Genomic DNA, 25,569 nt, shown 5'->3' on the forward strand with positions numbered 1-25,569 from the left:
CGTTCCCCGCCTCGCGACCGCACGCACTGCACGTACCGCACGCACCGGACGCCGCCGGCCCCGCGCTCCGGGCGGGCGGCGCTCCGGTGCCGACACTCCGCCACTGCCACTGCCACCGCCACCGGCACCGAGCGGCCCCGCGCCACCGAACCGACGACCGGACACCACGATGAGCACCCGACTGATACACCGCCCGGCCCGGACCACCCGGCCGCCGGCCGCGCCGACCGACCGCGTCATCGAGGCCCCGCCCAACCTGCCCGAGGGCACGGCGGGCGGCATCGCCATGTCCCTGCTGCCCGTGGCCGGGGTGATGTCCTCGGTCGTGATGATGACCGTCGTCCGCAACAGCCAGTTCGCCGCGCTCGGCGCGCTGATCCTGCTGGTCACCGTCATCGGCTCGCTCGCCCTCGTCTTCTCCCAGCGGGGGAAGGCCCAGCGCACCCGCCGCACCCAGCGCGAGGCGTACCTCGCCTATCTGGAGGAGCTGCGCGAGGAGCTGTCCGCGGAGGAACGCGAACGCCGCGAGCGCGCCGGGGTGCTCGACCCGCCCCCGTCCGCCCTCTACGACATCGTCCGCGACCCGGCCCGGCTGTGGGAGCGCCGCCGCGGCGACGAGGACTTCCTGCGGGTCCGGGTCGGCACCGGCGAGACGCCCGTACGGGAGCTGCGGATCGCCGACCCGGGCTCCACGGTGCTGACCCCGCCGGACCGCTTCATGCTCAACGAGGCGTCCGCGCTGCGGGACCGGTTCCGCACCGGCACCGAACTCCCGCTCACCGTCCCCCTGGACCGCGTCGGCGACGTCAGCGTCATCGGCCCCCGCGAGGACTGCCTGCGGCTCGTCCGCGCCCTGCTGACGCAGACCGCCGCCGCGCACGCCCCCGACGACGTCGCCGTCGCCCTCGCCGTCCCCGGCGAGCGGATGGCGGACTGGGAGTGGGCCAAGTGGCTGCCCCACCTCCTCGACCAGGAACGGTTCGACGGCCCCGTGGCCGCCCGCCGGATCGCCCCCTCCCTGCCGCAGCTCGCCCGCGCCCTCGGCGCGGAGCTGCGGCGCCGGGCCTCCTACGCGGCCGAGGTGCGGCGCGGACTCTCCGGCCCGGGCGCCCTCGGGCTGACCTCCCGGCTGCTGGTGATCGCCGACGGGCACGGCGCGGACGCCGTGGAGCTGCCGCTCCCCGACGAGGCCGTCGGGCTGCGCGAGATGGGCGTCACCGTGCTCCATCTGCTGGAGCGGCGGGTGCAGGAGCCCGGCCGGGTCGCGGTCCGGATCACCGTCGACGGCGACCGGACGCACATCGAGGATCTGCGGGGGGACGAGCCGGTCGGCGCCCACGGCACCACCGACGCCGCCGGGACCCCGTTCGCCGAGGGCCTGGCCCGGATGCTCGCCCCGCTGCGGCTGTCCGCCGAGTCCCTGGCCGACGCCCCGCTCTCCGGCCCCGTCGACTTCGCCGAACTCCTCGGCATCGACGACGTCGCCCGGCTCGACCTCGACCGGCTGTGGGCGCCCCGCGCGGAGCGCGCGTTCCTGCGGGTCCCGATCGGTGTCGGCGACTCCCGCGAACCCGTCCTGCTCGACCTCAAGGAATCCTCCGAGCTGGGCATGGGCCCGCACGGGCTCTGCGTGGGCGCCACCGGCTCCGGCAAGTCGGAGCTGCTGCGCACCCTCGTCCTCGCGCTGGCCGCGACCCATCCGCCCCAGGACCTGGCGCTGGTCCTCGTCGACTACAAGGGCGGCGCCACCTTCGCGCCGTTCGCGGGGCTGCCGCACGTCGCCGGGGTCATCACCAACCTGGAGAACCAGGCCGGTCTGGTGGAACGCGTCCACGCCTCCCTCGCCGGCGAGGTCAAACGCCGCCAGCAGGTCCTCAAGGACGCCGGGAACGTCGCCGACATCGGCGACTACGCGGCCCTGCGCGCCGACCGCCGCCCCGACCTCGCCCCGTTGCCCCATCTCTTCGTCGTCATCGACGAGTTCGGCGAACTGCTCACCGCCAAACCCGACTTCATCGACCTCTTCCTCTCCATCGGCCGGATCGGCCGCTCCATCGGCGTCCATCTCCTCCTCTCCAGCCAGCGGATCGAGGGCGGGCGGCTCAAGGGCCTGGACACCTATCTCTCGTACCGGCTGGGGCTGCGGACCTTCTCCGCCGACGAGTCCCGCACCGTGCTGGACACCGCCGACGCCTTCCAGCTCCCGCCGCTGCCCGGCTTCGGCTATCTGAAGGTGGACACCAGCCACTACGAGCGGTTCAAGGCGGGCTATGTCTCGGGCGGCTACCGGGGCCCGGTCCGGCGGTCCGGCTCCGGGTCCTCCGGGTCCCTCGGCGATGGCGGCGGCGACGGGGAGAGCGGCCCGCTGGCCCTGGAGTACCCGGCGTTCAACACCCTCGGCGGCCCGGAGCGGGGCCCGGCGGAACCGGCCGCCCGCCGCCGGGAGACCGGCCCCACCGAGATGGGCGTCATGGTGGAGCAGTTGGAGCGCGCCGCCGTCGAGCCGGTCCGGCAGATCTGGCTGCCGCCGCTGCCCGCGGCCCTCACCCTCGACGCCGTCGCGGGACCGCTGGAGGTGGGGGAGCGCGGCACCCAGCTCGCCCGCCGCCGCGGCCCGCTCCAGATCCCGCTGGGGCTGCTCGACGACCCCACCCGGCAGTGGCAGGGGCAGTGGTTCCTCGATCTCACCCTCGCGGGCGGGCACGCAGCCGTCATCGGCGGGCCCCAGTCCGGCAAGACCACCCTGCTGCGGACCCTTGTCCTCGCGCTGGCGCTCACGCACACCCCGCGGGAGGTCGGGATCTACGGGCTCGACCTCGCGGGCGGCGGCCTCCAGGCGCTCGGCGGACTGCCGCACGTCGGCGGGGTCGCGGGCCGCGCCGACCGGGAGCGGGCCGCCCGGACCGTCGAGGAGGTCCGCGCCATGCTGGCCCTGCGCGAGGAGCTGTTCCGGGTGCACGGCATCGACTCCGTCGAGCAACTGCGCGCCCGGCACGCCGCGGGCGGCCTCCCCGAGCTGGCCTCCGCCGACATCGTGCTGGTCGTCGACGGCTTCGGCGCGCTCCGCGACGACTTCGAAGAGCTGGACGACGCCGTGGTGGACATCCTCCGGCGCGGCAGCGGCTACGGCATCCATGTCGTCGCGGCCATGTTCCGCTGGAACGATGTCCGCATCGCCACCCAGTCCGCCTTCGGCACCCGGGTCGAGCTGCGGCTCAACGATCCCTCCGAGTCCAGTGTGGAGCGGCGGCTCGCCGAGACCCTGACCCCGGACGAACCGGGCCGGGTGCTGACGGACGGCAAGCTGTTCGCGCAGGCCGCCCTGCCCCGTACGGACGGCCGCCCCGACCCCGACGGCCTCGGCCCGTTCCTGGAGCACACCGCCCGGACGGTCCGCGCCACCTGGGGCGGGGAGCGGGCGCAGCCGGTCCGGGTGCTGCCGCAGCTCGTCCAGGCGGAGGAGCTGCCGGGTCCGGCGGCCGAGCCGCACCGGGTCCCGATCGGCCTGGACCAGTCGGCGCTGGAGCCGGTGCTGCTGGACCTGTTCGCCCACGACCAGCATCTGCTGATCATGGGCGACAGCGAGTGCGGCAAGACGAGCCTGCTGCGGACCCTCGCGAACGGGCTGGTCGAGCGGTACCGGGAGGAGGAACTCGTCCTCGCCGTGATGGACCCCCGGCGCGGGCTGCGCGGCGCGGTCCCCGAGGAGTTCCTCGGCGGCTACGCGTACAACACCAAGCTGGCCGCCGGGCTCTCCGCCGGGATCGCGACCGAGCTGGAACGGCGGCTCCCCGACGAGAGCGCCTCCCTGGCGGCGCTGGAGCCCGGGAGTTGGGGGAGCGGGCCGAGGATCGTCGTCCTCGTCGACGACTACGACGTCCTCACCACCGCCGGACAGAACCCGCTCGCGCCCTTCCTGCCGTATCTGCCGTCCGCCGTCGACATCGGGCTGCACTTCGTGGTGACCCGGCGGGTCGCGGGGGCGTCGCGCGGGGTGTACGAGCCGCTGGTGCAGGGGTTGCGCGAGTCGGGCGCCACGGCGCTGGTGATGGCGGGGGACCGGAGCGAGGGGCAGCTCTTCCCGGGGGTGTACGCCGCGCACCAGCCGCCGGGGCGCGGGGTGCTGGTACGCCGGGGACGGCCGAACCGGCTGATCCAGACCGTGTACACGGCGGCCCGATGACGATGACGATGACGGCGATGACGACGACGGTGACGACGACGGTGGCGGTGACGACGATGATGGCGACGGTGGCGGTGACGACGAGGGCGGCGGTTGTGGTGACGGCGGACGCCCCGGCGACTTCCACGGCCCGGACGGACGAAGGACCGTTTCCCTCATGACCAAGGACATGATCGCTCTCACCCCCCGGATGCCCGACCCGGCGACCGTGCTCGCGGGGCTGCTCGCGGGCGGCCCGGACCGGCTGCTCGGCACCGGGGCGGAGGGGGCCGTGATCCAGCTCTGCGACGCCCAGGGCCGCCCCCTGGTGTCGGTGGAGGCCCCGTTGCTGATCCAGGTGGAGGGCGAGGCGGAACGGCTGCTGGGGGCAGAGCCGCCCCGGGTGCCGTACTGGTGGACCGAGGCCCGCGCCACCACCGGGGTGCCGGAGGCCGAACGGCTGGCGGGCACTTTCGCGGCCCGGGTCGCCGAGATCGCGGGCGGCACCGGCTGGCCGCGCGCGGCGGCGGCCTCGCTGGCGGTGGTCGGGAGCGGAGCCGCCGGAGGAGCCGCCGGAGGAGCTGGCGGAGGTGAAGGAGCCGGGGGAGGTGAAGGAGCCGGGGGAGCCGCCGGGGAGGAAGGAGCCGGGGAAGCCGGGGGAGCCGCCGGGGGCCGGGGCATCAGCGCCGTCCCGGTGCCGCCGTCCGCCGCGCCCGCCGTGGACGTCCTCACCGACCGGGTCGCGGTGGTGATCCAGGACCGTCCCGTGGTCGCCATGACGGCCTGGCTCGCGGACGCGTACCGCGCCGCCGCCGGGGCCGGGCTCGGCCTCCAGATCGTCACCCCCACCGGGACGGCGCTCTCCCCGGCGGTCCGCGAACCCCTGTCGTCCTGGCCCAGCCGCTGGGTGGTCCAGGACGAGCGGGACGGCTACTACGACGGGCTCACGGGAGCCGTGCTGCGCTGGCAGGAGGGCATGTTCGCGCCCGTCGACGCGGCGGCGGCGGGCCCGGTGGACCCGAGGATCGCCGAGCCGCCGGACGGTCCGGTGGCCGCCGCCTTCCGCCCCGTCGCGGGCGACACCGGGGAGCGGCAGCTCGCGCTGACCTTCCGTACCGTCCACCCCGCCGACGAGCGGCTGGTGCTGGGCGGCGCGGTCGAGACGGTGTGGCGGGAGCTGACCGGCACCGCGCCCGGCGGCTGGGGCACCGCGGAGCCCGCCAACCTGCCCTGGTCGCCCCGGCGGCTGACGGACATCGCGTACGCGAGGGCACCCGAGCCGACCTGGTTCGTGGTGGTGGGCACCCCCGGGCGGCCGGGTCTTGCGACGGTCCGGGTCCGGCGCACCGAGGCGGGGGTGGAGGAGGAGGTCACGCTCGCGTTCGGCTACGGCCGGGGCGAACGGCCGCCGCTGGACGCGCTCCCCGCCGCCGCCGGGGCGCTGGCCTCCCGGCACCGTCTCCAGTCGCTGCTGGCACAGCTCCGCAGGGCGCGGCGCGATCTCGCCGTACCGCCCCGCTTCGAGGGGCCGGGGGTACCGCTGGCGTTCGTCCTCGGCGCCGAGGAGGTGCGGTCCCTGCCGGGCGACCGGGCGCGGCGCACCCCGCTGCCCACGGCGCCCGAGGAGCTGGGACCGGCGTCCCGGCCCGCGCTGTACTACCGCTTTCCGGGGAATCCATCGGATCTGTCGAGCTGGACCGACTTCGAGCGGTTGATGCGGCATCTGAAGGATGTGTAAGGATTCGTCATATCCTCATGGTGGATGCCTGGTAATGAATTGCCTGAGCGGGCGGGGCTTGATAGGCATGAGAGCAGGCCCGGTCCGCTCGCGTGTGCGCGAAACGGCCGTGCGGCACGCATGTTCGCGTCGAAAGGCCCTGCGGGGGGAGTCCGATGAAATTCGACATGGGCGCACAGACGCTGTCGTCCCTGATCTCGAAGTCGCAGTCGTCGAGCGGTGATCTCGGCGCGCTGATCCAGCAGTTGATCCAGGCGGCCCAGCCGCTCGAAGGGAAGTTCAACGGGGCGGGCAAGGCCGCGTTCGACACCTTCAAGGGCCGCTCCGACGAGATCACCGCCGCGCTCAACGGGGCGCTGTCGGCGATCCTCGGCGGCCAGTCCGGCATGGAGAACGCCTTCGGCACGGGCGTCCAGGAGCAGAGCGACAACGCGCAGACGCAGATGTCGACGGCGAACTTCGACGCGGCCCGGTTCTCCGGCCGCTGACCCCAGGGGTGATGTGTGATGGCAGCGAACGCTGACCGCCGTTCGTACGACACGGGCGCGTCCGGTGAGGCGCAGACGAACCTCCAGGCCGTGATCGGCCGGCTGGAGCAGGTGATCTCCGATCGCGACGCACAGGTGAAGGCCGCGATGAGCGACTTCACCGCGGACGGGGTGGCCGAGGAGTACCACGCCAAGGAGCTGCGCTGGAACAGCGCGTCGCAGGAGGTCCGCACCATCATCCAACTGCTGCGGACGACGCTGGAGAAGAACGACGTCACCGCGCAGCAGACGCTCACACGGGCGAAGGGCGCGGTCGACGGCATCGGCTGATCGACGGCGCCGGCGGAGCCGGGCACCGCTGTCGGCGACGACGGCACGGCCGGTCGGTATCACGGGGCGATACGGGGGCAGGGATGACGGGCTGGGACATTCAGCCGCAGGGGGTGCAGGGCCAGCTCAAGATCGTCAGTGGCCACGCGGGCGATCTTCAGAAGGCGCTGGAAGGGCTGGTGGGGACGGTGACCGACGCGGCCAGCGCGGCGGGCACCGCGGTCCCCGGCTCGGCGGCGGGGCCGCGGTTGCACGGCCCGGTCGCCCCCGGGCGGGCACCGCTGCGGGGCGGCACCACCATGGGGCCGGTCGCCGCGGCACTCGGCGAGTATCTGAGCGGGCGCCAGAAGGACTTCAACGCCATGGCCGAACGGATCGAGGCGTGCGTCCTCGGCGCCGCCAAGGCCACCAACGAGTACGTCGAGGGCGATCTGGAGGCGGCGCGGGAGGCCCAGGAGGCCGCGCGTTCGCTCAATCTGGAGGCGCTCCGCCGCGAGCTGCCGGGAGGTGGCGGCAGGTGAGCGGGAACGCACCGGTCGACCCGGCGGAGATCCCCGTCTTCACCGGCGACCTCGCCGCGCTGGACGGCCAGGTGAAGGCGCTCGCGGGCCACGGCACGAAGGTGGTCGACGCGGCGGACGACGTCCACACGTCCTTCGGTGGGCTCTCGGCGTTCTACCGGGCCCCGGAGGCGGAACAGCTCTTCGCGACGACCCAGCCGGTGACGGCCACCGCCGGGCGGATCAGCTCGGACACCTGCGTGCTCGCGGGCGCGCTCGGTACGTACGCGAACGAGGTCCGCCCGCTGATCGCCCGCTTCGAGGTGCTGCGCGCCGAGGCCGTGTCGTTCCGGGAGCAGATCAAGGACGACGACAAGTGGCGCGAGGACGGCGACCTGATCGACGAGAACCTCGGCCGCCGCAATGAGGTCGCCGAGGTCTGGGCCCGGTTCCAGGAGGCGGAGCGGACCGCCCACGCCACGATCGTCGCGCTGGTGGGCGGCAAGCCCCTGCGGCTCAACGACGGGTCCAACGCGGCCGACATGTACGGGTACGACGCCGAGGCGATGAAGGCGTCGAAGTCGCTCCCGTGGGGCGACGCGGTCGCGGAGTCGACACCGTGGTGGCAGGTGTGGGAGCACGCCGCCGACTTCGTCACGGGCTTCGTCATCGACGGGGTCTGGGCGACGGCCAAGGGCCTGAGCGTCCTGGTCGGCTTCGAGGGCCTGGACGCGGCGGGGCAGGCGTGGAAGGGGCTGGCGCAGCTCGCGACCGGTGTGGTGGTGACGGTGGTCGCGGGGCCGTCGTTCTGGACGGCGAAGGACGAGGACCTGCCGTCCTGGCTGCGGGACTCGCGGACCGCGATGAAGGAGACGGGCAAGGCGCTCGTCGCGTGGGACCAGTGGGACACCAACCCCTCGCGGGCGGCGGGCGCGGTGACCTTCAACGTGGTGACGACGATCTTCACCGGTGGCGCGGGCGCGGGAGTGGCCGGGGCGGGCAAGGCGGGCGCGTCGGCGAAGGTGCTGTCGGCGCTGGGGAAGACCGGGCGGGCGGTCGACCCGACGACCTATCTCTTCAAGGGGGTGGGCGCGGGGTTCTCCAAGGCCGGTGAGGTGATGGCGGGCCTGAGGAACCTGGGGCGGATCGAGATCCCCCGGATCTCCGACGGCGCCTACAGCGTCCCCGAGGGCACGCTCCGGCTCCCGGACGGCACCCTCCGCCTCCCGGAGGGCGCGGACCTCCCCCCGGGAGCCACCCGCACCCCCGAGGGCACGGTGCGCCTCCCGGAGGGCACGGTCGTCCTCCCCCCGGGCACCGCGAAGCTCCCCTTCGAGGACGGCCCGGTGCGCTACATCGACCAGGACGGCAACCTCTACAAGGAGGACGGCACCCTCCACCAGCGCGCCACCGACGCCCCCAGCGAGACCGCCCCGACCACCACCACCCCGTCCCCCCTCCGCGAACCGGCCCTGGTCGGCGCTTCCGTCCGCACGGCGGACGACCCCATCCGCCTCGGCTCGGACCTCGGCGACCCGGTGGTCCCGAACCTGTCCGCGACGCTGGGCGACGGGGTGAACGGGACGCCGGGGGGTGTCGCGGACCACCTCCCGGGCGGAACGGTGAACAACCCGCCCCTGGCGTCCCTCGGCGACAACGTCTCCGGTGGCGCGGCGGACAACGTTCCGTCGAACACGGTCGACAACACGGGGACCGGGAGCCGGGGCGGTACGTCCGACGGCGCCCCCGGCGGTGGCGGCGCGGTCAACAGCACTCCGGACACCACGCCCGCGGGCGGTGGCGGTTCCACGGCGGACGATGTGACCTCCGGCGGTGGTCGTGGCGGCGACGGCTCTCCGGGCGGCTCGGGGGGCGACGACGGCCCGCCCAATCCGCTGGAACGCCCCAGCTACATGCGGGACGGCAAGAATCCGTATGGCCCTCCCGGGAGCCTGACGCTGGAGCAGATCGAGCGCATCCAGGTGTACCGGGCGAACACCGAACCCGGGTACTTCGAGGAGTTCTACAAGAAGAACGGCGACCGTCGGCTGCTCTCCAGAACGGACGCGAGTGAGCTCGCGCCGCCGCAGCTCACCCGCTCCGGTCCGAATGAGCCCTGGGTTCGTGCCAAGGACGCTCCAGATCCTCCCCCTCCCAGTTATCTCGAACCCGACTACATCAGCCGCGGCCGGGATACGGTCACCGACCAGAAGCGCCTTGAGGGTCTGGATGAGGCTGCCCGGAAGCGCTATATGGCGATTGAGTTCGACAACATCGTAAAGTATTACAAGGACGCGGCCGGGGAAGTCCATGGCGTCGTCAAGAGCGAAGAATCCGCAGCGCTCCTGAAGGACGGGGAGATTCTCTACAAGGAATCCCATACCGCCATGGGTAAGGAAGCCGGACAGTTCGGTGAATACGTCGCGGAGCATCACTACATACCCGAGAACCACCCCGGTGCGGTCAAGGAGACCCTGCACGGCCCGAAGAACGGAAATCACCAGTTCGATCAGGTCTGGCGGCTGCCTGATGGAAAATATGTAGTGGTCGAGGCGAAGAGCAGTGTCGATACACGGCTGGGCGCCCGGAACCTGCCGGACGGCCGCCGGGTCTCCCAGGGCACCCGGGAATACTTTGAGGACATCATCCGGGTGATGCGGCGACGCGGCAAGGATATCGATAGCGAAAGGCTGCTCGCCGACGCGCTGGAGGATGCGCTCGCTCGGGGAAACCTTGAGTATGCAGTTGTCAAGGGAGAGCCCAAATCACCCCAGTACACTGGCTACAGGTACCAGCGCTTTGACATCAGCAAGAGGAGTCTTCCGTGACCGCCACCGTCAGCCGGCACTACTCTCCTGGGCCCAAGGACGAGGAGTGGGCGGGCCATCTCGGTGACAGGGTGGCCAAGACGATCGGAGAGCTTGAGCGCTTTCCCCACATGATCGACTCGGTCTTCAATAACGCACTCCTCCACTTCGGCGCGCGCTGTGGTATCGATCCTGTGGCTGATCGTCTGGAGACCTGGGAAGCGGCGGTCAACGCCCTCCAGGTGGGCTCGGCGATGTTCGCCACCACGGCCGGTACCGAGGGCACGGTGCAGTGTGTGATCAATAGGGAGACGCGCACCCTTCCCCTGGAGGGCCCCGCCGGGTTCGCCGGCCTCGGGAACTGGCTGACCACGTTCTGGCTGGCCGTGGCGTGCCGGGACAAGAAGCGTATGACGGAGCTGTGCGAGATCCCGCTCGACCGTCTGAGCAGGCGCGGCTACGACGACTACGCGCTGCACTGGGTGGACACCCTCCAGACCTACTGGCTCCGACGTCCGGGGCTGGTGGAGAAGTTGACCCGGACCATGGAGATGTCCGCGCCCGACGCCGTGACCGAGGCCCCGGTCGATCTGCTGCAAGAGGTGCTCTACCCGCCGATCAACCTCTTCTACCGATTTGTGACCAATGATCCGGAGGGCTTCAACCAGGCCCTTGAGGAAGGGCTGGAGCTCCACAAGAGGTACTGGTCCGCGGACGAGGACCGGGAGGACGACCCCGCCGGGCATGTCGCGCTCGGCCTGCTGGCGGTGACCTGCTTCGCCTACGACGGCGGGATTCCGATCGAGGTCGAGTCCGGCTACCTCCCGCGCCACTTGATCACCCGTGACTGGGTCGGTGAGTTCCCGACCTGATCCCCGGGCCACCACCTCTGTCACCACCTCGTAACCGTTCCCCGGACCCGCTCAACCCCGTACAACCTTCCCGCCTCCCAGAGGTCAACGGAGACAGGCACGCCACCCCGGCGCGCCCGCACAGCACCTCAGGGGACGGGAACCTTCATGACTCACCACCGAATAGCCGCGCGCCGCGCCGCCCTCGTGGCGGGTGTCGCGGCGGCAGTGCTCGTGCCGGGCGCTGTCGTGGCGCCCGGGGCGGTGGCCGCGGCGGCGCCGCAGGTCGTCTGCACGTCGAAGAAGGCCGGGCTGGCGGACCGGCTGAAGCGGGACATCACCGCCGCGCTCAAGGGCCGCGCCGGGACCATCGCGGTACAGGTCGACGACAAGGCCACCGGCACCGTCTGCTCGCTGCGGGCGGCGACGAGGTTCGACTCGGCCAGCGTCGTCAAGGTCACCGTGCTCGGCGCGCTGCTGCTGGACGCGCAGCAGCAGAAGCGGAACCTCACCTCCCGCGAGCAGACCCTCGCCAAGGCGATGATCACCAAGTCGGACAACGCCTCCACCTCCACCCTGTGGCGGCAGCTCGGCCTGACCAAGATCAAGCGCTTCCTCGGCGGCGCCGGGATGACCCAGACCGTCCCCGGCGCGGACGGCTACTGGGGGCTCACCCAGATAACCGTCCGTGACCAGCAGCGCCTCCTGGAGCGGCTGACCACCCGGAACACCCTGCTCACCGACGCCTCCCGCACCTACGCCCTCAAGCTCATGGGCCAGGTCGTCAGCGACCAGCGCTGGGGCACCCCCGCGGGCGCGCCCTCCACCGTCACCGTGCAGGTCAAGAACGGCTGGCTGGAACGGAAGACCCACGGCTGGCGGGTGCACAGCGTCGGCGCGTTCACCAAGAAGGGCGACGACTACCAGATCTCCGTCCTCACCCACGGCAACCGGACCCAGCGGGACGGGATCAACAGCATCCAGGCCGTCTCCCGCGCCATCCACAAGGCCCTCGCCCCGACGGCGCGCACCACGTTCGTGCCGCCCGCCGTGGCCCGCGAGTCCGTACCGGCCACCCCCGAGCGGGCCGCGCGGGACCTGGTCGTCGCCCCGCGCTGACCCGCCGCACAGCGGCGTTTCATGACAGCGGGATGAAATCGACCGACCGCGGCGTTGGTGTCTTCCGGCGGATTACGGCGGAACGATGGACCGGGAGGCACCGACGTGGCGGCGGCCAGCGCAGCGACAGGAGAGCGACAGCCAGCGGCACAGGAACGAGCGACCGGGGCGGACGGCTGGGCCCGGCGGCTGTGGGGGTACGCCTGGCACTACCGGCGCAATGTCCTCCTCGCCCTCGGCTCCTCCCTCGCCGGGATGGCCGTCATGGCCCTCATCCCCCTGATCACCAAGGTGATCGTCGACGATGTCATCGGCGACCGCACCCGCTCCCTCACCGTCTGGACCGGCCTCCTCATAGCCGCCGCGGTCGTCGTCTACGTCATGACGTACATACGCCGCTACTACGGCGGCCGGCTCGCCCTCGACGTCCAGCACGATCTGCGGACCGGGATGTACGACACCGTCACCCGCCTCGACGGACGGCGGCAGGACGAACTCTCCACCGGACAGGTCGTCGGCCGCGCCACCAGCGACCTCCAGCTCATCCAGGGCCTGCTGTTCATGCTCCCGATGACGATCGGGAACGCCCTCCTCTTCCTCGTCTCCGTCGCGGTCATGGCCTGGCTCTCGCTGCCGCTCACCCTGATCGCGCTCGCCGTCGGCCCCGCCCTGTGGTGGATCGCCCGCCGCAGCCGCACCCGGCTCCACCCCGCCACCTGGTACGCCCAGAGCCAGGCCGCCGCCGTCGCCGGGGTCGTGGACGGCGCCGTCTCCGGCGTCCGCGTGGTCAAGGGCTTCGGCCAGGAGGAGCAGGAGGCCGCCAAACTGCGCGCGGTCGGCCGCAGACTCTTCGCCGGACGGCTGCGCACCGTCAAGCTGAACAGCCGCTACACCCCCGCCCTCCAAGCCGTTCCCGCGCTCGGCCAGGTCGCCATGCTGGCCGTCGGCGGCTGGCTCGCCACCCGCGGCCAGATCACCCTCGGGACCTTCGTCGCCTTCTCCGCGTATCTCGCCCAGCTCATCGGCCCGGTCCGGATGCTCGCCCTCGTCCTCACCGTCGGCCAGCAGGCCCGCGCCGGAGCCGAACGCGTCCTGGAGCTGATCGACACCGAGCCCACCCTGCGCGACGGCACCAGGGAACTGCCCGCCGACGCCCCCGCCACCGTCGAGTTCGACGACGTCACCTTCGGCTACGACCCCGGGCGGCCCGTGCTCGACGGCTTCTCGCTGGAGATCCGCGAGGGCGAGACGGTCGCCGTCGTCGGCGCCTCCGGCAGCGGCAAGTCCACCGTCTCGCTGCTGCTGCCCCGCTTCTACGACGTCACCTCGGGCGCCGTCCTCGTCGGCGGCCACGATGTGCGCGAGCTGACGACGGCCTCGCTGCGCTCCGCGATCGGCCTCGTCCCCGAGGACAGCTTCCTCTTCTCCGACACCGTCCGCGCCAATATCGTCTACGGCAGGCCGGACGCCACCGACGCGGAGATCGAGGCCGCCGTCCGCGCCGCTCAGGCGGATCGTTTCATCGATGAGCTGCCCCGCGGGTACGACACCGAGGTCGGCGAACACGGCCTCACCCTCTCCGGCGGCCAGCGCCAGCGGATCGCCCTCGCCCGCGCGATCCTCGCGAACCCCCGGCTCCTCCTCCTCGACGACGCCACATCGGCCGTCGACGCCCGGGTCGAGCACGAGATCCACGAGGCGTTGCGCTCGGTGATGGCGGGCCGCACCACGCTGCTGATCGCCCACCGCCGCTCCACCCTGAACCTCGCGGACCGGATCGCCGTCCTCGACGGCGGACGCCTCGCCGACATCGGCACCCACGAGGAACTCACCGCCCGATCGCCCCTCTACCGCAGGCTGCTGACCGACCCCGAGGAGCTGGGCGGCGTCTCCCCGGGCCACATCCCGCCCGGCCCGGCCGCCCCGGCCGAGGACGAGGGCCGGACCGTACGGGCCGAACTCGACGCCGAGTTCGACGCCGAACGCGGGATCACCCCCCGGCTGTGGGTCCGGGAGGACACGGTTTCGGCCAACGAGTCCGTCGCCCCCGGCGCGACCCCCGAACTCCTCGCCCAGGTCGCCGCCCTGCCGCCCGCCGACGACACCCCCGACATCGACGAGGACCGCGCCACCCGCGCCGACGGCCCACCCGCCGGACACCCCGGGCGCCGGAGCCGGGGGCTGCGGCTGCTGCTGCGCGGCTTCGGTCTCCCGCTGCTCCTCAGCCTGCTGCTGGTCGCCGTCGACGCGGGCATGGGGCTGCTGCTGCCGGTCCTGATCCGGCACGGCATCGACCAGGGCGTGGAACAGGCGGCGCTCGCCGCCGTCTGGGTGGCCTCCGGTCTCGCGCTGCTGACCGTGGCCGTCCAGTGGATCGCCCAGACCGGCGAGATCCGGATGACCGGCCGTACCGGTGAACGGGTGCTGTACTCCGTCCGGCTGCGGATCTTCGCCCAGCTCCAGCGGCTGGGGCTCGACTACTACGAGCGCGAGCTGACCGGCCGGATCATGACGCGGATGACGACCGACGTCGACGCGCTCTCGACATTCCTCCAGACCGGCCTGGTCACCGCGTTCGTCTCGGTGGTGACCTTCTTCGGCATCCTGGTCGCCCTGATCGTGATCGACGCCTCGCTGGCGCTCGTGGTCTTCGCGACCCTGCCGGTGCTGATCGTGGGCACGTACTACTTCCGCAGGCAGAGCGTGAAGGCGTACGAACTGGCCCGCGACCGTGTCAGCACCGTCAACTCCGACCTCCAGGAGACCGTCTCCGGGCTGCGGGTCGTCCAGGCGTTCGGCCGGGAGGAGACGGGCCGGGAGCGCTACCGGGCGGGCAGCGACAGCTACCGCCGCGCCAGGGTGCGCGGCCAGTGGCTGATTTCCATCTACTTCCCCTTCGTGCAGCTCCTGTCGACGGTGGCCGCAGCCGCCGTCCTGGTCGTGGGCGCCCACCGGATCGAGGCGGGCACCCTCACCACCGGCGCCCTCGTCGCCTATCTCCTCTACATCGAGCTGTTCTTCGCCCCCGTGCAGCAGCTCTCCCAGGTCTTCGACGGCTATCAGCAGGCCGCTGTCTCCGTCCGCCGTATCCAGGAGCTGCTGGAGGAACGTCCCTCCACGGTCCCGGCCCCCCGCCCCGCCCGGGTCCGCGCGCTCAAGGGCGACATCGCCTTCGAGGGCGTGGACTTCTCCTACGGGGACGAGGAGGAGGCGCTCAGCGGGATCGAGCTGCGGATACCGGCCGGACAGACCGTCGCGTTCGTCGGCGAGACCGGCGCGGGCAAGTCCACGCTGGTCAAGCTGGTGGCACGGTTCTACGACCCGACGGGCGGCCGGGTCACCGCCGACGGCGCGGATCTGCGCGAGCTGGATCTGACCGCCTACCGGCACCGGCTCGGCGTCGTCCCGCAGGAGGCGTATCTCTTCCCGGGGACGGTCCGGGACGCCATCGCCTACGGCCGCCCCGGCGCGAGCGACGCCGAGGTGGAGGCCGCCGCCCGCGCGGTCGGCGCCCATGACATGATCGCCACCCTCGACAGCGGCTATCTGCATGAGGTGGCGGAGCGCGGACGCAACCTCTCCGCCGGACAGCGGCAGTTGATCGCCCTGGCCCGCGCCGAACTGGTGGACCCGGACATCCTGCTCCTCGACGAGGCGACCGCCGCCCTCGACCTGGCCACCGAGGCCCAGGTCAACCAGGCGACGGAGCGGCTGAGCGGTCGGCGCACCACACTGGTGGTGGCGCACCGGCTGACCACGGCCGCCCGCGCGGACCGGGTGGTCGTCATGGCGGACGGCCGGGTCGCCGAGGACGGCACCCATGAGGAACTGCTCGCCAGGAAGGGCCGGTACGCCACGCTGTGGCACACCTTCATCGGCTCCCACGGGCCCGGGGACCCGGGGCGCGAGGAAGCCGCCGCCGTCGCCCGCTGAGCACCCCGGAACGGGCCGGGACGGGCCGGGGCCGGGCCGGAGCCGGGCGGGGACAACGCCCCCGGCCCGGGCCCACCCGGCGGGCCCGGCCGCTGTCCGGGCCGCCGCCCGGTGCCCTGGTCCCGGCCCCACCCGGCAGCCGCCCGCCGGCTCAGCCCACGTCCCGGTAGCCGTTCGGCGCCTCGTTCAGCACCGGGGTGCTCCTGCGCGGGGTGAACGGGGCCGAGGCGTTGCCCGTTCCCTCGTAGAACCAGCCCGCCGTGGCCGAGGAGCCCGCCGGGGCCGGTCCGAAGGCATACAGATCCGGCCTGCCGTCCCGGTTGCCGTCGCCGATGGCGACGAGATGGGTGAAGGCGTTCCAGCCGCCGCCGACCCGGACGCGGGCCGTGAAGGCGCCCGTGCCGGTGCCCCGGTGCAGCCAGAGCACCCCTGCGGTGTCCCGGGTCAGCAGATCGCCCGCCGTGTCACCGTCGAGATCGCCCGCGGAGACGAGCCGGTCGTACGGCTGCGCGCCGCCGATCACCTCGACCCGGGGTCCGAAGGGCGCGGTCGGGCTGCCGGTGCCCCGGTAGAGCCACACCCCACCGGCCTTGTCGAGCGCCACCAGATCGGGTCTGCCGTCACCGGTCAGGTCCCGGCCGCCGGAGAGCCGCTCGAAGATGTTCCAGCCGCCGCCGACGCGCGTCCGCGGCGCGAAGGCGCCGGGCGTGCCGGTGCCCGGGTGGAGCCAGAGCACCCCTGCGGTGTCCCGGGTCAGCAGCTCAGGACGGCCGTCCCCGCCGTTGAGGTCACCGGCGGGCACCACCCGGTCGTACCCCTTCCAGTCCCCGCCGACCGACTGGCGCCCCCGTCCCTCGAAGGTGGACTTCCGGGGGTCGTGGTAGGTGTCCTCGTACCAGAGTCCGCCGCTGCCGTCGTACGCCAGGAGGTCAGGGGAGCCGTTGGGGACGAAGAGGCTGCGCGGGTCGTCGCGGTAGCCGACGGTGAAGGAGCCCGTCACCGTCAGGGGTTCGCCGACCCCGTTGTCCGGGCGGACGGTGAGGGTCCAGGAGTGAATTCCGGCCGCGGGCGCGAACTCCCGTCCGCTCGTGTCCCGCAGCAGCCCGTCCCAGGTGTGGGTGAGCCGCCCCGGGCCCGAGCTGTCCCCGCTCTGCGGATCGAGCCGCACGGTCCACTCCCCGGCCGGGGTGGCGCCGGGGACGCGGTCGTCGCGGATCGTGAGCGTCGCGTCCACGTTGGTCCGGGTGAGGTGCCACTCCAGGCGCACCCGGCCGTTGTTCCGGTCGAGTTCGGGCCGGGGCGGGACGGAGTGGTCGGGGGAGCGCACCTCGGTGGGCTCCCCCGTGGACCTCCGCAGCTGTGTGGTGGGCTCGCTGCCGTCACGGGTCCCGTAGACCGCGTAGACGCCCTCGCCGCTGTAGTCGGGGTTCTGCCGGTCCTGCCGTCCGCCCATCACCAGGAGGGCGTCGTCGATCCCGGGGACGAGGGTGGTGGCGTGCTCCAGTGACTTCCAGATCTGGCCGGTACTGATCGAACGGACGGTGAGCGCGGTGTGCGGCGCGTCCGCCGCGCCCTGGTCCAGCGGGGTGCTGTTGGCGTACACCACCTGTTCCCCGGCGAGTCCGAGGAGCGGGGACGGGATTCCCGTCAGCGCCTGCCGCTGCGGCGCGGCGGTGGAGCCGCGCTCGGCGATGACGAGTGTCATCGCGTCAGCGGTGGCGCCGGGCTCCATCCAGGCGACATGGCCGCCCGACACCGCTGCCGCCCGCGGGCCCTGCGGGGCGGCCACCGGGAAGGTGTCGGTCAGGGCGCCCAAGTCACGGCTGATCACCGCGAGATGCCACCGCGGGGCGTCGGCGGGGCCGGTCGCGTACTGGAGCAGCGCATTGCTGTCGGTCGCGGACACCAGACGGAACGATCCGGCATCGGCGGGAAGCCCGGTGACGGGGGTGTCCGTGAGCACGCCGCCGGAGTGCGACAGCAGCCGGATCACCGTCCCCTGGCGCGCGATCACCGTGTTGGAGGCCACGCCGATGTAGGTGTAGTCCCGGCCGTCCGCCGCGAGGTCGACGGTGACCGTCCCGGCGTCCCGGGCCATGTCGCGCAGTCGGACGACGCTGCCCTGGACCGACACCGCCGAGTCGGAGAGCGGCGCGGGCGCGTATCCGGCTTCGAGGGGCACGGGCGCCCCGCCGTCGCCGTGCCAGTGGTGCCTGCCCCGGGCGTCGGCGGTGACATAGCCGTTGGCGCTGGAACTGACCACCTCGGAGCCGGGCGGGAGCCACGCCGACCGCGCGCCGCTCCTGTCCGCCTGCCCGGGCCCGCCCGGCTTCCCCGCCGTCGCCGCCCGCCCGGGTTCTCCCGGCTTCGACGCCTCCACGGCGGCGGGCCGGGGACCGGGCTCGGGCGCCGCGCCCGCCGGTGCGGCCAACGCCCCGGCGGTCAGCGCGATTCCGGCGGCGAGCGCCGTGCCGAGCACCGTGCGGGACATCGGCGCGGGGCGCTCCCCGGCTCTCTCCCGGGGGACGCCGGATCTCGGGGCGGTCCGGGAGGTGCTGGGCGCAAGGGACCGTGGAGACGGTCGGGATGTATGGGAATGCTCTGACGGCGACACAGCCGTTCCCCCCTCGGGTGCGGCCGTCCCGCGGGGGGCTGTCGCACGGACGCCCGCCGCCGCGGGACCGGCGGTGTCGGGCGGAGAGGCCGCGACGGACCCCCCGGTCCACGCGTTCCGGGCCCCCCATGCCCGTTTCGTCCGGAGCCTAACACCGGGGCGGGTTATCACCGGCTGGTCCGATCATTCCGTGGTGACACGTGCTCCAAGGGTCGCAGTGCGCCGGTGGTGTGAGCGATCGAGGCCCCCGACAACCAAATCGGTGTGCGGACGCGTCGTAGGCGTCGTACGCGAGTACGGGGCGAGTACGGAGCGACGGATGCGGGCGCGCGGGAACGAGGCGCGGGGCGCGGCCGGGGCCGTACGGCGCGAGCGCGCGGACATCCGAGGAAGCGGCAGGACGAGACGAGTGGTGAGGAGCGCCAGTGGCACTCAGTTGCAGGGAGCCGGAGCCGGTGGAGCGGCCGACCGGGTGGGCGGTCCCGGCGGGTCCGGCGCGCCCGGCCGCGTCGGCGGGGGCGGGCGATCCGGCCGCTCCACCGGGGGTGTTCCCGCACCGTGCCCCGGGCCGCCCGGGGGCCGCCCGGCGCGGGGCCCTGGGGCCCCGGCTGCTGGCGCGGCTGCTCGTCATCCTGCTGGCCATGACGGGTCTGACCGTCCTCGGCCCCGTGGTGCCGTCCGCCGACGCGTCCCCCTCGGCCTGCCCCGGGCGGCCGAAGAAGGTGCTCCGCCTCGCCGCCGGTGAGCTGAGGGTCCACGGGGGCCCGCAGCACGCCTGCGCCGTCACCGTCGCCGCCCGGCCAGGACCGCGCCGGTTCATGCTGGTCTCCCTCCAGCCGCGCGGCGGCCGGGCCGCCGTCGACCAGGGGTACTTCACCCGTTCCGCCGGACCGGTCAGGGTGTACGCCAAGAACCGCTGCGTCCGCGCCGTGGGCAAGATCTCCGGCTCGACCGTTTCCACTGGCTGGATTCTCTGTTGACTGGCTTGAACCCATAGGTCCCCTTCTGTCGCCCCAACCGATGCCATTTGCAGCTAATCGGGTCTGGCGGGTCCCGTGTCCGCACCGCTAGGTTCACCGGGACCCATGGAAGAATCAGGGGAGGCTTCATGCGCAAGGCGCTCACAGGGGTTGTGTCGCTCGCCATGCTCATCGGTACGGTGACCGCCGCCACGGGTACGGCGGTCGCGGTCGACGAGCGGGCGGGCCGGTCCATCGGCGAACAGGCCGAGCAGGACATCAAGGACCGGATTCTCGCGATACCCGGCATGAGCCTCATCGAGGAGAAGCCCTATCCGGGGTATCGTTTCTTCCTGCTCAACTTCGAGCAGCCGGTGGACCACCGCAAGCCCTGGAAGGGAACCTTCCAGCAGCGGATCAGCCTGCTGCACAAGGACACGGAGCGCCCCACGGTCTTCCAGACCAGCGGCTACGGCCTGCGGACCACTCCGTCCCGCAGTGAGCCGACCACGATTGTCGACGGCAATCAGGTCTCCATGGAGTATCGATTCTTCACTCCGTCCCGGCCGCAGCCCGCCGACTGGTCCAAGCTCACCATCTGGCAGGCGGCCAGCGACCAGCACCGCATCTTCACCGCGCTGAAGCGGATCTACGGCGAGAAGTGGCTGTCCACGGGTGGCTCCAAGGGCGGCATGACCGCCACCTACTACGAGCGCTTCTACCCGCGTGACATGGACGCCGTGGTCGCCTACGTCGCCCCGAACGACGTCGTGAACGACAAGGACGCGGCGTACGACCGGTTCTTCGAGAACGTCGGCACCGCGGAGTGCCGCACCAAGCTCAACAACATCCAGCGCGAGTCGCTGATCCGGCGCGGGCCGATGCAGGACCTGTACCGCTCCTACGCCGAGAAGAACCAGCTCACGTTCAACACGATCGGCAGCCTGGACAAGGCGTTCGAAGCCGTGGTGCTCGACTTCACCTGGGGCTTCTGGCAGTACCAGATGGAGTCCGCCTGCGCCGGTATCCCGGTCGCCAAGGACCTGACCGACCAGCAGCTCTACGACATCGTGGACGAGATCGGCGGCTGGAAGTCCTACACCGACCAGGGCCTTGAGCCGTATGTCCCGTACTACTACCAGGCCGGGGTGGAGCTGGGCTCGCCCGACATCGAGCAGCCGCACCTCAAGGGGCTGAGCCGGTACGGGTACCAGCCGCCGCGGAACTTCGTGCCGCGGGAGATCCCGATGAAGTTCCAGAAGCACGCGATGGCGGACATCGACCGCTGGGTGCGCGGCAACGCCCACCGGATGATGTTCGTCAACGGTGCGAACGACCCGTGGAGCGCGGAGCCCTTCCGCCTCGACCGGGGCAGCCGCGACAGCTATGTCTACACCCAGCCGGGCGGCAACCACGGGGCCCGGATCTCGGCCCTGCCGGAGGCGGAGCGGACCGCCGCCACCGCCACCATCCTGCGCTGGGCGGGCGTCGCCCCGGCGGCGGTCCAGAAGGACGAGTCGGCGGCGAAGCCGCTGGCCCGCCCGGACAGCAGGCTGGACAAGGTCGACGCGCGTCAGCTCCGGCTGGACCGCGGTCTGCGCGGCTGACCCTCCGCCCCGCGTGACCCGAGGGACCTGCCTGTCCTGACGGACCCGCGTGTCCCCGGCGGCCCGCCGGGGAACGGACGGTGCCCGCCACTCCCCACCCGGAGTGGCGGGCACCGTCCGTCTCCGGCCCCGGCCCCGCCGTCGGTCGTCAGCCGTCGGTCGTCAGTCGTCGTACGAGAGTCCGTGGCCGACGGGGAACAGCACCCGGGTGGGGTTGTCGGCCCGGGGCACGGGGACGGGCAGCGCCCCGCCGGGTTCGTTGCGGCCCGCGATCGTGCGGGCGGCGGCCCGCAGTTCGACATCGGTCCAGCCGTAGAGGGCGAGCGCCGCGTCCACCCCGTTCAGCCGGGCGATGTCGTACGGGTTGCGCACGGCGAGCTGGATCACCGGCACCCCGGAGTCGGCCAGCCGCTCGACGAGGGTCCGCTGGCCCCCGGCGGCGGCCGTGGCGACGTCGTACGTGAGCACCACCACGGCGTCCTGGCCCCGGGCCGCGGCCACCGCCTCCGCGATCCGCTCCGGAGCGGGGGAGAGCCCGGTGGGCAGGGCCGTCACCGTGAAGCCGAGCCCGCCGAGCGCGGCGCCCAGGGCGGGGACGGAGCTGCGGGTCCGGTCCGTGGGGAAGGGCTGGTCCGCCCCCGTCACCAGCAGTCTCCGCTGCCGTCGGCGGCTGAGCGGCAGCAGCCCGTCCCGGTTGACCAGCAGGGTCGTGGTGTTCTCGGCGATCCGGTCGGCGGCGGCCAGATGGCGGCGGACGCCCACCGTCCGGTCGACCCCGGCATGGGTGACATAGGGGCGGCGGAGCAGCCCCAGCCGGTCCTTGAGGCGGAGCAGCCGGAGGATCGATTCTTCGAGCCGGGCCTCGGTGATCTCGCCCTCCCGCACCGCCTTGAGGACCGCGTTCCAGGCGAGCGGCAGATTGTTCGGGTAGAGGAGCTGGTCCACGCCCGCCTTCAGCGCGAGCACCGGAACCCGTTCCTCCCCGTACTTGGTCAGAACGCCCCGCATATTGAGGGCGTCGGTCACGATGACACCGTCGTATCCCAGCTCCTTGCGGAGGACGCCGTCGATGATGGGACGGGAGAGGGTCGCGGGGTCGCCGGACGGGTCCAGCGCGGGGACCTGGAGATGCGCGGTCATGATGGCGTCGACGCCCGCCGCGATCGCGGCCCGGAACGGCGGCGCGTCCAGCGTGCTCCACTCCTGCCGGGTGTGGTTGATCACCGGCAGGCCGTAGTGGCTGTCCACGGTGGTGTCGCCGTGGCCGGGGAAGTGCTTGGCGCAGGCGGCGACCCCGGCGTCCTCGTACCCGTGGATCTGGGCCGTGACCATCCGGGAGGCGGCCCGCGGATCGGCGCCGAAGGAACGGACGTTGATGACGGGGTTGGCCGGATTCACATTGACGTCGGCGACGGGGGCGTAGTTCTGCCGGATGCCCAGGGCGGCGAGTTCCGCCCCGGCGATCCGGCCCGCGTCCCTGGCGTCGCGCACGGAGCCGCCCGCACCGAGCGCCATCGCGCCGGGGAGCTGGGTGACCGGTGGGCCGATCCGGACGATCGCTCCGTGCTCCTGGTCGACGGAGATGAGCAGGGGCACCCCACAGGAGTCCACGGCGGCCCGCTGGAGGCCGTTGGAGAGATCGGCGATCTGGTGGGGTTCCACGAGATTGCCCGACCAGAGGAAGTAGATGACCCCGCCGAGATGCCAGCGGGCGACGGCCTCGGCGCCGCTGCGGACCCCGAGCAGCCGCTGGTTCACCTCGGCCGCCTCGGCGCCCGGCTCGTCGGCGTCCCGGCCGGCGACCCAGGTGCAGAAGACCTGCCCGACCTTCTGCTCCAGGGACATGGCCGAGATCATCCGTCTGAGGCGGCGGTCGCGGGCGGCGGCGCTCTCGTGCGGGCCGGTGGCGCCGGTGTGCCCGGCGGCGGTGGATGAGGAGGTGACCCCGGCGGCGAACGCGGTGGCGGTGGCGGCGGCGAGGAGAGTACGTCGGGAAAGATTCCGATCGGCCATTGTTTCCCCTTCTGGCCTTGTTCGATACATGAGTTGAAGAAAACCCCGAAAGCAGGCGGACAGTCGGAAAGTAGCCAGGGGTGTCGGGTCCGGCAAGGGAAAACGCACAGGCCGGGGAAAAGGCCACCGATAAGGCGGGGGATACGGCGGTGTACGAGGGGTGCGGCCGTCCCGCCCCGGACGGGGGCACTGTGCCGACGGCGCCCGCCACCGGCGCTGTTGGGAGGTAACGCACCGGTGGCAGGCGGTGGCCCGCCGACCGCGGGCGGCTGGAGAGGGGTCGCCGTGACGGGCTGCACCGAACAACCCGTGACGGCACCGCGCCGCGGACCCACCCGGCGGAACCGGCAGGTTAGACGGAGAATCCCGGAGCAGGGTTCCCCGGTGGCGGTGATAACTGGTCAGCGGGGTGTGATGAGGATCTGGACTCCCTTGTTCCGTGACACGGGGGCAAGGGGGGACTTTATGAGCGGCAGGGTGCGGAATAAACAATTCCGTCGTGCCGCTCCAGGCAGCGTTGAGCGGACGTTGACACGTACCGGACAGACTCCGCCGCATGATTTTCCGACGAACGTCCGCACGGCCGGCCTCCCGTGTGCGGGGTGCCGCCATCCTGGCGCTGGCCACCGCCACCCTCTCCACCCTTGTCGCCGCCGGGGCCGCGGCGCAGGCCGACCCGGTCGGATCGGCCGCCGCTGGGCCGCGGCCCGCCGCGGCCACCGCCGCCGACCCGAAGCCCCGGACCATCGAGGACAAGCGCCTGCCCCTGTCGTCGAAGTCCGCCCGCTCCGGGGCCGGTATCGCGTCGGCGCCCCGCTGCGACGGGAACGGCACCAGCGGCCCCCGGGTCCAGCTCATGTATGTGCGCGGCGACCGGCAGCCCGACCGCTTCGACCAGTTCCGCACGCAGTTCCAGGCCCGCGCCGTCAACCTCAACACCAAGTTCGTCGAGGCGTCGGCCCGGATGGGCGGCGAGCGCCGCGAGGTCCGCTTCGTCCATGACGCGGGCTGCACCCCCACCGTCCTGCGGGTCACCGTCCCCCAGGCCGCCATCGACGGCGGCGGCCAGACCACCCAGCAGGCCATAGCCGCCCAGGGGCACACCAGCAACGACCGCAAGTACCTGGTCTGGGCCGAGAACGGCGTCTGCGGCCTCGGCTTCGGCTACCACAACGACGAGCGCCCCGGGCAGGAGAACTTCAACAACACCCAGGTGGGCTGGCCGATGATCGGCATGGGCCAGGGCGGGTGCTTCGGCGACATCAACGTCGATGTGCACGAGCTGCTGCACACCATGGGAGCGGTCCAGCGCAACGCGCCCAAGTCGACCGGTCCGAACGGCGCCCACTGCTACGTCGACGGCGATCTGATGTGTTACAACGACGGGAACATCCCCAACCCGCCGGGCCGGCTCGTCCCCTGTGACTACCCGCAGCGCGCTGTCATCGACTGCAACCGCAACATGTACTTCAACCCGAACCCGCAGCCCGGCAGCTACCTCACCCGCAACTGGAACATCGCCAACAGCCGCTTCCTGATACGCGGTGGCGGCGGCTCCCAGCCGATGCCGACCCAGGCCCAGCTCCGCAGCGCGGTCGGCGGCTGGTCCGCCGACGTGGACATGGGCAGCACCGCCAACGGCACCAAGGTCAAGGCCGAGCTGAGCAGCAGCCACCCGGCCCAGCGCTGGAACCTGGACCAGCTCTCCGACGGCCGCTACCGGGTCACCTCGGCGCTCGACGCGAGCAAGGTCCTCGACGCCAACACGAACCGCTCCCGGGTGGTCGACGGCACATCCCACTTCGCCCAGATCTGGGGCTGGGGCAACGGCGAGAACCAGAAGTGGACCCTGCGTCAGATCGCCGGGGGACAGTACGAGGTCGTCGGGCACGACGGCGGCTGTCTGACGGCTTCCCGCCACAACGCCGCGCTCGGCGTCTGGGGCTGTGACGGCACCGCCAGCCAGCGGTGGACGCTCGCTCCCTGAGCCATCCGGACCGACCCGGTCCACCCGGCGGGACCGATCCGGGCCGACTCTCCGGGCCAATTCTCCGGGCCGACTCTCCGTGACACGGCCCGGAGCACCCCGCCGGTCCGTGCACCTGGGCGGGGCCTCCCGTTGGGCGGCCCGCCCGTTCCCGGCCGTTCCCCGGTCCCCGGCGGGCGAACGGCCCGTTCCGGCCCTGCCGCCCCGTGCGGCAGGGCCGTCGCGGCGTTCCGGGGGACGACGGGCACGGGGACGGCGTTCCGGGACGGTGGCAGGGGGACGAGATCACGCCACGGGGACGGACGGCAGGGACAGCGCCGGACCGTGCCCCGGTCCCGCCCGTGGGCGCCCCGGGGCAGTCCTGGAGGCGGCGGTGGAGGCAGCCCTGAAGGGGTCTCTGAAGGCATCCCTGGAGTGATCTCTGAAGGCATCTCTGGAGGGATCTTCGAAGGGATCTCTGA

At 72.6% G+C, this 25,569-nt stretch carries 15 protein-coding genes; 13 read left to right on the plus strand and 2 right to left on the minus strand.

Annotation, left to right across the window (positions count from 1 at the left end; all coding sequences use genetic code 11):
* The first annotated feature begins 169 nt into the window (after positions 1-169).
* The 10 genes from CRV15_RS18830 to CRV15_RS18870 all read left to right on the plus strand — a co-directional run bounded on the left by CRV15_RS18830 (position 170) and on the right by CRV15_RS18870 (position 15,928).
* Positions 170-4,183 carry a type VII secretion protein EccC gene (locus tag CRV15_RS18830; protein ID WP_003960562.1) on the plus strand — a complete coding sequence of 1,338 codons (4,014 nt, stop codon included), beginning with the start codon at positions 170-172 and terminating at the stop codon, positions 4,181-4,183.
* Positions 4,180-4,344, plus strand: a complete 165-nt coding sequence (locus CRV15_RS35975; RefSeq protein WP_003958318.1) for a hypothetical protein — start codon at positions 4,180-4,182, stop codon at positions 4,342-4,344. The genes CRV15_RS18830 and CRV15_RS35975 overlap by 4 nt, the downstream gene beginning before the upstream one ends.
* Positions 4,341-5,900: a DUF6177 family protein gene (locus tag CRV15_RS18835; protein WP_003960561.1), complete on the plus strand. Its 1,560-nt coding sequence runs from the start codon at positions 4,341-4,343 to the stop codon at positions 5,898-5,900. The genes CRV15_RS35975 and CRV15_RS18835 overlap by 4 nt, the downstream gene beginning before the upstream one ends.
* A 155-nt stretch (positions 5,901-6,055) precedes the next feature.
* Entirely contained in the window at positions 6,056-6,388 is a 333-nt protein-coding gene (locus CRV15_RS18840; protein ID WP_003958320.1) for a hypothetical protein, read from the plus strand.
* 18 nt (positions 6,389-6,406) lie between these two features.
* Positions 6,407-6,718 carry a pore-forming ESAT-6 family protein gene (locus tag CRV15_RS18845; RefSeq protein WP_003958321.1) on the plus strand — a complete coding sequence of 104 codons (312 nt, stop codon included), beginning with the start codon at positions 6,407-6,409 and terminating at the stop codon, positions 6,716-6,718.
* A gap of 83 nt (positions 6,719-6,801) precedes the next feature.
* On the plus strand, positions 6,802-7,239 hold the full coding sequence (locus CRV15_RS18850) for a DUF6507 family protein (RefSeq protein WP_003958322.1): 438 nt from the start codon (positions 6,802-6,804) through the stop codon (positions 7,237-7,239).
* Positions 7,236-10,046 carry a hypothetical protein gene (locus tag CRV15_RS18855; protein WP_003960560.1) on the plus strand — a complete coding sequence of 937 codons (2,811 nt, stop codon included), beginning with the start codon at positions 7,236-7,238 and terminating at the stop codon, positions 10,044-10,046. Before CRV15_RS18850 ends, CRV15_RS18855 begins: the two co-directional genes overlap by 4 nt.
* Positions 10,043-10,897 (plus strand): immunity 49 family protein, encoded by an 855-nt coding sequence (locus CRV15_RS18860; protein WP_003958324.1) that lies wholly within the window; start codon positions 10,043-10,045, stop codon positions 10,895-10,897. Before CRV15_RS18855 ends, CRV15_RS18860 begins: the two co-directional genes overlap by 4 nt.
* Positions 10,898-11,044: 147 nt before the next feature.
* The gene (locus CRV15_RS18865; protein WP_003958325.1) at positions 11,045-11,995 is read left to right on the plus strand and encodes a serine hydrolase; all 951 of its coding nucleotides are present in this window, start codon (positions 11,045-11,047) and stop codon (positions 11,993-11,995) included.
* A 105-nt stretch (positions 11,996-12,100) separates the two neighbouring features.
* Positions 12,101-15,928: an ABC transporter ATP-binding protein gene (locus CRV15_RS18870; protein WP_009996249.1), complete on the plus strand. Its 3,828-nt coding sequence runs from the start codon at positions 12,101-12,103 to the stop codon at positions 15,926-15,928.
* Positions 15,929-16,079: 151 nt separating this feature from the next.
* Here CRV15_RS18870 and CRV15_RS18875 read toward each other — a convergent pair whose 3' ends face one another.
* Positions 16,080-18,419 carry an FG-GAP repeat domain-containing protein gene (locus CRV15_RS18875; protein WP_003960557.1) on the minus strand — a complete coding sequence of 780 codons (2,340 nt, stop codon included), beginning with the start codon at positions 18,417-18,419 and terminating at the stop codon, positions 16,080-16,082.
* 548 nt (positions 18,420-18,967) lie between these two features.
* Here CRV15_RS18875 and CRV15_RS18880 point away from each other — a divergent pair.
* Together CRV15_RS18880 and CRV15_RS18885 are read left to right on the plus strand one after the other, a co-directional pair.
* Positions 18,968-19,522: a hypothetical protein gene (locus tag CRV15_RS18880; RefSeq protein WP_230864121.1), complete on the plus strand. Its 555-nt coding sequence runs from the start codon at positions 18,968-18,970 to the stop codon at positions 19,520-19,522.
* A gap of 128 nt (positions 19,523-19,650) precedes the next feature.
* Positions 19,651-21,108: an alpha/beta hydrolase family protein gene (locus tag CRV15_RS18885; protein ID WP_003958329.1), complete on the plus strand. Its 1,458-nt coding sequence runs from the start codon at positions 19,651-19,653 to the stop codon at positions 21,106-21,108.
* A 162-nt stretch (positions 21,109-21,270) separates the two neighbouring features.
* Here the strand turns inward: CRV15_RS18885 and CRV15_RS18890 are convergent, their stop codons facing one another.
* The gene (locus tag CRV15_RS18890) at positions 21,271-23,121 is read right to left on the minus strand and encodes a glycoside hydrolase family 3 protein (RefSeq protein ID WP_003960555.1); all 1,851 of its coding nucleotides are present in this window, start codon (positions 23,119-23,121) and stop codon (positions 21,271-21,273) included.
* Positions 23,122-23,677: 556 nt separating this feature from the next.
* Between CRV15_RS18890 and CRV15_RS18895 the strand changes: the two genes are divergently transcribed.
* The gene (locus tag CRV15_RS18895) at positions 23,678-25,108 is read left to right on the plus strand and encodes an RICIN domain-containing protein (RefSeq protein ID WP_003960554.1); all 1,431 of its coding nucleotides are present in this window, start codon (positions 23,678-23,680) and stop codon (positions 25,106-25,108) included.
* The last annotated feature ends 461 nt before the right edge of the window (positions 25,109-25,569 follow it).

This window comes from Streptomyces clavuligerus (genome assembly GCF_005519465.1).
GTDB lineage: Bacteria > Actinomycetota > Actinomycetes > Streptomycetales > Streptomycetaceae > Streptomyces > Streptomyces clavuligerus.